Source organism: Thalassospira profundimaris, from assembly GCF_003326755.1.
GTDB classification, from domain to species: Bacteria; Pseudomonadota; Alphaproteobacteria; order Rhodospirillales; family Thalassospiraceae; genus Thalassospira; species Thalassospira profundimaris_B.
The window spans coordinates 1-9,585 of the sequence record NZ_JPWH01000047.1 but is presented as its reverse complement, the minus strand read 5'-3'; the positions used below and the strand labels follow the sequence as shown (position 1 = coordinate 9,585).

Below are 9,585 nucleotides of genomic sequence, written 5' to 3'. Positions count from 1 at the left end.
CAAAAGCAAATAACCGGCCTGTGCCGACAAATATATGAATCTGAACGACTCTGGAGTCTGCTCTTCGGGGCCAAAATCCGTCCCGGGCCTTGCTCGACGGACGGAAAGTTATGGCGATTTGCTCGCCTTATGTGACGGTTTTACCGGCTGTAACGATGTGACCACAGCGTCGGTCGTTGGCTTGGTGAGCCGGGCGATTTCCTGCTTATCTCCCTGTTTGACCGATCTTTCCGTTCGGGTTCTTATTCTGCTGATTGAGCATGTCTATGAGGTGCGGGCCTGGCGCAGTGGCCGTTTGATGGTCTGGCCGGGTAATCGGCGGTTGGCGGAATTGACTGGTAAGAATGAACGCTCAATCCGGCGGGCATTATGTTTGCTGGAGGCTAATCACTGGATTGTTCGGCGTTATTCAGCCTCGAACCGGCGTTCGGACGGCAATGCCGGGATTGACTTGCGTCCGATCGCAGCAAGGCTGCATGAGTTGCACCAGGCGGCAGAATTTATCGAACAGAAGATAGAGTCCGCCCGCGAACAGGCGAAGGCTGAACGCGATGATCTGACGATGGTGAAACAGTCAGATGACGGGGCAATAGAGTCCGGGGTGGTGGACATTTCTGTCCCCCTTAAATCCTACAAGATAAATCCCGGTTCTACGAACCTTGTACAAAGTGGGGCTTCGCAGGCAACGCCCGGGCAGAGATCGTGCCCGACAATTTCCGGTCTTGATGTCGATGGCGAGATCCTGTTTTTGATGGTTCAGGCCTCACCGACCCTGCAAAAACAGCTCACCGCAGCCGAACTGTGCGACCTGGTGGGGCCAGCACCGTCTGCCGCGTCGATCCAGTCGGTTGTTGCCGCTGTGCGCTGGACTTTAAGCAACCAGATCAAACTAAGACCATCCGTCTGGCAATTTGCTCTGGCGAAACATGGCTGGGCGGCGCTGGCGGCTGTGATGGTGGCGGTAGACCGGCAGGGCGTGCGTGATCCGGCGGGCTATCTCTATGCCATGCTCAAATCGGCCCGTTTACGCGATACCGTACGCCACAATTTGCGCGCCATCGAACAGCAGGAGAGTGGTCATGCGTGATCTTCTTCCTGCCGTTAAACACTCTTCCTACTGCCAGCTTTTATTCGCCCGTAAAGCACGGGGCCTGGCACATTTACGGCGTTGGAACGGGGCCTGTGATGTGTCTGTTGCCCAGCATTGTGTGATGGCGTGCGATAACGTTTTGCGTCTGGCCGCACCCTATGCCCTGATCCACGACATCGAGGAAGATGAAACCGGGGACTTGCTCACACCGGTTAAGCAGAAGATGCGGGAGCTTGGGATATGGCACCGTTTTGAAGCGGAGATCGTTTTGCCGATCCGCAAGTCTTACACGGAAATGGCGGGACTGTGCTGGCCGTGGCCTGCCGATGTGGTTGAGGAAGTTGCCTATATCGACCAGCGTTTGCAGGTGACGGAATATCGCGATGCAGTTGACCGGGGCCTGGTGCGCGGTTTTATGCCGCGTTCGGTCGCACCTTTGCCGGAATATGTGCTGCCCTGGAGCCCGCAAAAGGCCGAGGTGCAGTTTCTGGATCGGGCACAGCGGCTGTTTCCGGCATGGGAGGGCTGAAAAATGGATTGTGCAATCCATAAACTCGCCGAAGCCCTGCCCAGTGTCGAATTTTATGGCGAATTACAAAAGGCTTTCAGCCATTTTAATACTGGTCTGTTTGAGAACAAGCTGCCAGCCTGCCTGATCACCTTGCAGCGTCAGAAGAATACTTACGGCTATTTTTCGCCCGAGCGGTTTGTCAGCAGTGAAACGGGCGAGTGTATCGATGAGGTTGCCTTGAACCCGTCCTGGTTCGTGGTGCGAACCGTTCCGCAAACGCTCTCAACCCTGGTCCATGAGATGGTACATCTCTGGCAGTATCACTTCGGTGATCCCGGCAGGCGTGCCTATCACAACCGCGAATGGGCCGACCGCATGGAATCCATCGGCTTGATGCCAAGCAATACAGGAAAGCCCGGCGGGCGGCGCGTGGGCGAAAAAATGACCCATTACATCCTTGAGGACGGGCCGTTTGATCGGGCATGTCGGGAGTTGATGACCCGGGAATTTACGCTGTCCTGGCTGGACCGTTTCCCGCCGCAGCCGCCGAGCCACGCGCTGGCGGCAGCCTTGACAGGAGGTTCGGCCAGTGCGGCGGCATTGGCACGGGTGACGCCGGTTCAGGCGGAAAACCGTTCCCATCGTGTCAAATATCGCTGCCCGTCCTGTGCGGCACAGGTTTGGGGAAAGCCCGGCATGAAGCTGTTATGTGGCGAAAACGCCTGCAAAGCGGCAGTGATGCAGCCCGTTGGGACTTGAAAATAGAATGTTTAGGAGATTTTCACATGACGAGGGATGAGAGCATTATTCTGGCCCGTCGGGGTTTCACGCTGATTCGCAATTTACTTGAGTATCGGGTGTCGGTTGGTGCGCAGCAAACCATAATCCAGCGACTATTGACGGGCCCAAAATATTCCAATGAGAGCGCGGCGCATGAACTGGCAGAAGCATTGCACAATCTTGATCCGGATAATGATTTCCTGTTGGAATTGATGCGCAGGAACCTGGCTGCCTTTGTCGAAAAATATCCCCGGTTTCGTGCGCATTTTGAAGAGTTTCTTTGATATGGGGTCTTTGTATAATCATCGGGAAAACAATGATTTCTGATTTATAATGTTTGCTGATACCGGATTGAGGAGTTGGATCGTGTCTTTAACGCAGGAAGAAGCACACAGCCGCCATTGCAAGGTGGCGAGCATTATTGCCAATCAGAAGCTCGAAGACCTTGAGGTGGATCATCAGACCCGTAGCGACCTGCAAGAACTCGCCAATGGGTCCCTGACCGTTGATCAGGCATTGAAGCGCCTTCATGCGCGTATTGGGCATGTCCAAATATAGTTCTGACGATCATTACATTGAAAATGTAACTATTAAAAATAGACGAACCGGCAAAATTTTGCCGGTTTATTTTTGGAGACCGGGAATACGGCTTATTGTCTATTCTCATGAAGATGCTTTGACCGAAACTTTGAACGTGCGGATAGGCCGGAGCCAGGGCTTCGCCCTCTGCCGTAAAGCAGAATCAGGGTCCCGGTTCAGGCCTTGACGGCCTGAATATCCCATATTCAGCTTGACGGCATTCACCCTTTTTTGACGACGGGAAGAAGTTGAACCGGCCAGATCGGTCCTTCGGTTGTCATTCAGAAAAGGGATTATCACGATGCACACGGCAACAGAGCACGATATTCAGGCTGCCAAACAGATTGCTCGCCAATTTGATATCGCCATCAGGGCAAATGAGAGTGATGCGGCGCAAAAGGCTGCACAGGATTTCAGGGCTTTGATTGTGTCAGCCAATGGTGCAAAGGGTGAATTTGGCATCTTTGCGCCAGACGGGGCAGGAACGGTGATGACAGCGGCCCTTGCCGCTAAAGACGAGGATGTTCCGCATTGGGGACAGAACGGGTTGTTTGTGTTGGAAACGGATCATGGTCGGGTGTTGGTGGGGTTTACCTGTCCACTCGACATATGCAGCCGATTTGAATTCAACGCCATTGACCTTGACCTGCCGTTTATTTCCGAAACGGGTTTTCAGTCGCATTTTTATGCAGAATGGCCGCCTGTGAGCGTTAATGAGGCCGCCGCCATCATTTTTTGCCAATATGCCAAAGCCGGGAAGATGACGAATATTGATCCGAAATATCGTCAGGGCCGGTTGGAGCGGATGCCGGATTTTGTTCAGATTTCCAGCAGCGACTTTCAGGGTGTTCTTACAAAGACGGATAGCACCGGGCAAATCGGATTTCAGTTTTAACCGCCCTTCGTGTTTCGTGGCACAGAACGGCGGTCCCCCGTTAAAGCGGGGATTGTCATTCTGACGCTGTAGGGCGAACGAATAGTCCTGTTTCAACCTTGTAATCCGGATACCCTCATTTTATTGCGCCTTTCTCTCTTCAGTCTTGGGGCCACGGGGTAAGGTCAGAAATGTCAAGGTTCAGGGTGGCGGCAAGTTTGCCGCGCAAGCGGTCAGACATGGAGCGTTCTCCCCGTTCGATCTGGCCGATATAGGTTTTGGTGACACCGACAAGGGCGGCAAGCTCTTCCTGTGTCATGCTCGCGTGTTCGCGGTAGACTTTCAGCGGGTTTTCGCTCGCCGAAAGCCGTTTGATCACGTCAATGGGGTAGCGGCGTCCATCGTCATTTTGCAGGGCGTCGTGCAGGGCTGCCAGATCTTCGGCGTCGTCGGCATCTTCCGCCCCGGTGCGATTTGCAATCCATTCGTCATAAGGAACGACAACAAAAACAGGCTTGTCGTCCTGATAGATAATCTGGTGTGACATGATGTCTCCTATCTTTTGTAAATTTCGCCACGCGGCGCGATATTCTGAACTTCAAGAATGACACCATCTTCGGTGTAAATGGCCCGGTATGTGCCAACCCGCAAGCGATAGGCTTCAACGCCGCTCATTTTTTTGATGTCAAGGTCGGTCCGGCGTGGGTTTTGAGCAATAAGGTCCAGCTTCTGCAAAATGCTGTTGCGGATTTTTGCCGGAACACGCAACAGACCTTTTTTTGCTTTATGGGTGAAGGTGATTTCCAAAGTGCTGTCCCCACTGGTTATGTAAACGTTATAATCCTTCTCGAAGGAAAAAACAATCAAAAATAAACAAAAGTTAACAAAAGGAACAAATTTGGATATGTCTTTGGTGCGATTTTCATGAGCGGATGGATCTCATGACACGGCTGGCCGACAGAATGAGTATGGACGTTTAGGACAGGGCAACCGGCAAAATTTTGCCGGTTTAGTTTTTCTGTCCGAGGATACGCACCATGGCTGGGAAGTCGTATTCGATCTCGCAGGTCCGATACCAGCGTTTGCCGTCCGGGTCCCAATGGGCGGTGATGATGTAGCTTTTCATTGTATTGCGCAATTGGGTGACAGCTTCGGGGTCGCGGCTCCAGACACGCAGTTTTTCGATGTTTTTGGCAAAATGTGCGTGAATCTTTTGGATGTTGGCGGGCGGTGAAAGCTCTGCCAGAGCGCGTTTTTCCCGGTCAATGTCAAGGCGGGCGATGCGCATTTGTTCGGTATTGTCCTCGAACCAGGCTTTGAGTTCGCTTGTGTCGCTGCCAACGCCAAAGGTGCTGAGCGCATGTTCGGCGCGGCTACGCAAATCCTTAAGTTTCCGGTGTGACTTTTCGAGATGTCGGACATGGTGCTGGCGTTTGCGCTCTATTTTGTCGCTTTGATAATAGGCGGCAATGTCTTCGGGCTTGAGCCGCAGCGCTGCGGCCAGCACCGCTTCCATCAGATCGGCATAGCGGACAGCCCGATTGGCACATTGGTGATGGCGGCAGGCATAGCGGTCTGCCCAGTGTGCTCCCATGCGAATGTTATGATGGGCGCATTTGAGGCGACCGGCAAACAGGGCAAAGACTTTGCCGCCGGTTTTGATCTGCCGTTCCCGCCAGTCGCGGATGCGCGATTTGGCAATGGTGTCTGTTTCGACCGGATCTCGTAACTTCACAGTGGCACGATATTCGGCGGCCTTGCTGGAACGTTCATCCAGCATCGCCTGCACCGCATCGAAGGTTGCATCATCGATAATTTGCAATTCCGGGATCGGCACATGAATCCATTCGCTTTCCGGGCGCATGACCGAGAGTTTTTTGCCAGTTTCCGGGTTCTTGCGATATTGCATGCGGTTAAAGGTGACAATGCCGCGATACAGTGTGTTGCGCAAAAGGCCTGTCTTGCGTACCCGTGTGCCAACCAGTGTTGTGGGTGCCCATTTTCCGCCGGAGGGGGCGGCAATGCCCATCCGGTCGAGCGTATTGCAGATATGGCGCAGTTTTTCGCCATTCAGATACATGGCAAAGATCTTGCGGATGGTTTCGGCCTCGTCTGGAACGACTTTGCGCTTGCCATGCAACAGCTCACCCTTCTCGTCCAATCCCCGGACGATTTCATAGCCATAGGTGCGGCCACCGGGCACGCTGCCGCGCAAAACGGCGGCGACCATGCCACGATGGGTCTTATCCGACAGGTCCTTGAGGTAAAGCGCATTCATCGTGCCTTTCAGGCCGATATGCAGCTCGTTGATTACGCCTTCGCTGATGGTTTCGACCTCAATGCCGACAAAAACCATTTTCTTGAAGAAATGGGCCACGTCTGCCTGGTCGCGACTGATGCGCGAGAGATCTTCGCAGACGATGCGGTCAAACCGGTTGTCAAACGCTGCCATCAGCAGACTGACAATCCCGGGCCGGTTTTCCATCATCGCGCCGGAAAAGGCTTCATCATGATAGATGTCGGTGACCTGGTAGTCTTTGGCCGTGCAATAGGCTTGGCATCGTGTAATCTGGTCATGGCTGCTGGTGGCCTGACGGTCCGTCGAATGACGGGCATAAATGGCAACTCTCACGTATTCTGGCCTATTGCTCTTGGAGATAATTATTGAAGGAGCGATAAGCCGTTAATCATCCACATGGATGGTTCTGGTGCAACCTGCAAAACGGATAGGTTTTGGAGGAAAGTTAGCTGGGTTGTATATACATTTCAACGGGTTGCATGAAGTCGCAAGAGTTTGCACGAAGTCTCAGGATTAGCTTTCGGTCGATGAAATATTGCCGTCCCATGTGTCTTCAAAAGACTGTTTTACCGGGTCTAACCGGCCTTCGATAAACGAACCAGCGGGCTTGGCTGCTTTGGTTTTGCCCTGAGTTTTAGATTTGGCAGCAGGCTGGTGAACTGACGTTGCCGGGGTATCTGTTTTAAGGCGGTCGCGTTTGATTTTGGCCACATGCTGATAAAACGCCGCTCTTCCCATTGTGATCTGGCCAGATTTTTGCAAATTTCGGTAAATCTGGCTTACCGGGTAGCCTTGATCTAGCCGAGCCAAAATCTCGGTTTGTACAGCAAGTGCTTCTACCCTGCCCATTCCCCATTCCAGCATATCGTGCCCTATCATATTGATCTACAGATACATTCTATGACTTTCTGCATGTTACCGGCAGTGTCAACGAGTGTCTATGTTTTCTGGTATATGTATGGTTTTGGGGTGTCGGTATACCTACGTAATATATTGTTATTATTTAATATTCTATGTGTTTATGCGTGTTTCTGGAAACGTCTGTGATTGTCCGCATCTCCTGTTACCACAAGAAGGTGAGATTTGGATGGATGTAGATAAGTATCTGTTTTAAATGAATTCTATTGATTTTCTGGGCGTGACGAAAATTCTACAAGTTTCAACGTTTGTCTGCATTCTTCCATGTCGTTGGTCTGGCAGGATAGGTTAGGTGGTACCACCTAACAGAACGCAGGCGTTCTTCCTGTCTTATTCGCATGACAAGCCATGCTCAACGGGTGGAAAAGGATACTGACACCTGATTCCGGCACCGCTATCATTTCTGGACTAAAAAAAGTCTGTTCCGCAATACCATGACGGCGGATGATATCCTTCACCGTAAATCCTGCTTCCTGTTCCTTTAAAATTCCGATGATCTGTTCTTCTGAAAAGCGCTTCTTCATCTCGAGTTCTCCTTTGCCTTAATTTGGAAAACTCACTCAAAAAATGCGACTGTTTTCGGGGAGAAGGTCAAAGTCGGGTGTCTTCATTCTTTCCCATAGTTCGATCAGATTTTTCGCTTTCACTCGGTTGAGGATACGGCGCTGGCTGGCAGAAGATGCTTCCCTGACAAATGTTCGCGCGCTGGGCAACGTATGTGCCTGGCATGCCTTCATAGATAAAGGCTTGAGCGAGAGAATCTCGTTGGCTCATTATTTCTTTCGCTCGCTCGTCTCTGTTCATAATTTGATCAACTCCAAGAAATGGTACTTCTGATCAAATAGTCCCCACAGACCGGATGTCAGAAAATGATTGGAGTTTTACCAGCTTAGTCTTCACCTACTCTCTTTACGTGTATTCAGATTGTGGTCAAAAGAAGCAAACGCTGATATTAAAACACGGTGCACAAATAGGTTTACTTGGGCGGCAAACTATCGCTCCCTGCGTATTGAAAAACACACTCTTTGTTTTCCCAGAGCACATATCATCGGTGATTGGTCCAGCGGTGCCTCACCAACGTCAACGCAAGCAAGAATAGAGCTTTCATGTCCGAAAAACTGACTGATCTGATCCTTTCTCTGACACCTGAGGACGGCTCCTCTATCCGCGAAGGAGCGATGTTGGCACGGCTGCGGGAGCATATCCCTAACCTTACCGATGAGCAGTATTCGTCTGCCCGTGACGAGCTGATTGATGATGGAATTATCGCAAAAGGTCACGGTAAAGGTGGGGTAATATATCGGGCAGATGTCATCAACCTTGAGTTGACCTCGCCGGAGGCCAAAGCTCCCAAAGCTAAAAATAGCTCCCGTAAGAAATCCTCGCGCAGAACCACTGAGCCAAACGAAGTTCTCTCCTACCGGCACGATCAAACTCGAGTTAACAATCCTGAAGTCGGTATGGTGCATGCAGACACAGACCCAGACGGGGATAAAACAAGCTGGCAGCATGACCCTCATCTCGATCCGGTGTTAAACTTTGATATGGCACGTGGTTCGATTGAACAGCTCATTGACGAAGCACTAGCGAGTGAAGATCCCGAACGTATGAAAGATGCATTGCAAGAACTGAAGAACTTGCAAGCTCCTTACCTAAATTGGACGGGCAAGGCAGAGAAAACGTCCTTCGAAGTTGACACTGTTTCACTCCATGTTCACGAACGCGTCGATCCGGCAACAATCCTTGCAAACGCTGCAAAGAGGTTGAAAGGCAAAGATGCGGCAAGGCACTGGCGACAAACAGACTTGTTTGCAGCCCCTTTCGAGAACTTACCCTTGCGAGAGGCTTTGGATTTTTACCACCATGAGAAGGGCTGGTCCAACCGGCTGGTAGCAGGTGATAGCTTGCTGGTCATGAACTCGCTTCTGGCGAAAGAAAGCATGTGTGGCAAAGTTCAGATGATCTACATCGACCCACCCTATGGCATAAAATACGGATCAAACTTTCAGCCGTTCACGAACAAGAGGGATGTAAAGGACCGCTCAGACGTCGATCTCACCCAAGAACCCGAGATGATCAAAGCATTCAGAGATACTTGGGAGTTGGGTATCCATTCCTACCTTACGTATCTACGTGACCGACTGGTTTTGGCGCGGGAACTGCTAAATGAGAGCGGATCGGTCTTCGTGCAGATCTCTGATGAGAATTTACACCATGTAACAGAACTACTTAGTGAAGTCTTCGGCTCAAAAAATTTCGTAAGCTTAATAACCTTTAAGAAAACGACAGGTTCGACAGCAAACTTGCTACCCGGTGTTTCAGACTATTTAATTTGGTTCGCTAAAGATCGAGAACATCTCAAATACAACCAATTGTATTTCAAGAAAGAAGCTGGTGGACTTGGCGGCTCCGCTTATGGTCGTGTCGAGTTATCTAACCGAGAGCGCCGTTCTCTTTCCAAGAAAGAAAAACTAGACCCTCAAAATATTCCGGATGGCTCTCGCATCTGGACACCCGCAAAAACCTATCGCGTC

General features: G+C 51.2%; 11 protein-coding genes and 1 pseudogene. 7 read left to right on the top strand and 5 right to left on the bottom strand.

From position 1 onward, the window contains the following. The first annotated feature begins 34 nt into the window (after positions 1-34). The 6 genes from TH25_RS24165 (at position 35) to TH25_RS24140 (ending at position 3,855) form a co-directional block, all read left to right on the top strand. Positions 35-1,087 (top strand): helix-turn-helix domain-containing protein, encoded by a 1,053-nt coding sequence (locus TH25_RS24165; RefSeq protein ID WP_114090804.1) that lies wholly within the window; start codon positions 35-37, stop codon positions 1,085-1,087. After that, complete coding sequence (locus TH25_RS24160) at positions 1,080-1,619, top strand: hypothetical protein (protein ID WP_114090803.1); 540 nt, start codon at positions 1,080-1,082, stop codon at positions 1,617-1,619. Before TH25_RS24165 ends, TH25_RS24160 begins: the two co-directional genes overlap by 8 nt. Before the next feature lie 3 nt (positions 1,620-1,622). Next, positions 1,623-2,360, top strand: coding sequence for a SprT-like domain-containing protein (locus TH25_RS24155; RefSeq protein ID WP_114090802.1), 738 nt, complete (start codon positions 1,623-1,625; stop codon positions 2,358-2,360). Next, positions 2,309-2,665, top strand: a complete 357-nt coding sequence (locus TH25_RS24150; protein ID WP_147253094.1) for a hypothetical protein — start codon at positions 2,309-2,311, stop codon at positions 2,663-2,665. The genes TH25_RS24155 and TH25_RS24150 overlap by 52 nt, the downstream gene beginning before the upstream one ends. Positions 2,666-2,747: 82 nt before the next feature. Beyond that, positions 2,748-2,939, top strand: a complete 192-nt coding sequence (locus tag TH25_RS24145; RefSeq protein WP_114090800.1) for an antitoxin VbhA family protein — start codon at positions 2,748-2,750, stop codon at positions 2,937-2,939. Between the two features lie 322 nt (positions 2,940-3,261). Beyond that, positions 3,262-3,855: a hypothetical protein gene (locus tag TH25_RS24140; RefSeq protein ID WP_114090799.1), complete on the top strand. Its 594-nt coding sequence runs from the start codon at positions 3,262-3,264 to the stop codon at positions 3,853-3,855. Positions 3,856-3,994: 139 nt separating this feature from the next. Here TH25_RS24140 and TH25_RS24135 read toward each other — a convergent pair whose 3' ends face one another. The 5 genes and pseudogenes from TH25_RS24135 to TH25_RS24115 all read right to left on the bottom strand — a co-directional run. Then, the gene (locus TH25_RS24135) at positions 3,995-4,381 is read right to left on the bottom strand and encodes a helix-turn-helix transcriptional regulator (protein WP_085595771.1); all 387 of its coding nucleotides are present in this window, start codon (positions 4,379-4,381) and stop codon (positions 3,995-3,997) included. 8 nt (positions 4,382-4,389) lie between these two features. Beyond that, positions 4,390-4,641, bottom strand: a complete 252-nt coding sequence (locus TH25_RS24130) for a type II toxin-antitoxin system RelE family toxin (protein ID WP_085595769.1) — start codon at positions 4,639-4,641, stop codon at positions 4,390-4,392. Between the two features lie 202 nt (positions 4,642-4,843). Further along, complete coding sequence (locus TH25_RS24125; RefSeq protein ID WP_114090797.1) at positions 4,844-6,466, bottom strand: recombinase family protein; 1,623 nt, start codon at positions 6,464-6,466, stop codon at positions 4,844-4,846. A 180-nt stretch (positions 6,467-6,646) separates the two neighbouring features. Continuing rightward, complete coding sequence (locus tag TH25_RS24120; protein ID WP_147253093.1) at positions 6,647-6,997, bottom strand: TraK family protein; 351 nt, start codon at positions 6,995-6,997, stop codon at positions 6,647-6,649. Between the two features lie 464 nt (positions 6,998-7,461). Continuing rightward, positions 7,462-7,575: pseudogene (locus tag TH25_RS24115) on the bottom strand (transposase); the annotation flags it as partial. 582 nt (positions 7,576-8,157) lie between these two features. Here TH25_RS24115 and TH25_RS24110 point away from each other — a divergent pair. After that, positions 8,158-9,585: DNA methyltransferase (locus TH25_RS24110; RefSeq protein ID WP_147253092.1), on the top strand; the 1,428-nt coding region annotated here is incomplete at its 3' end.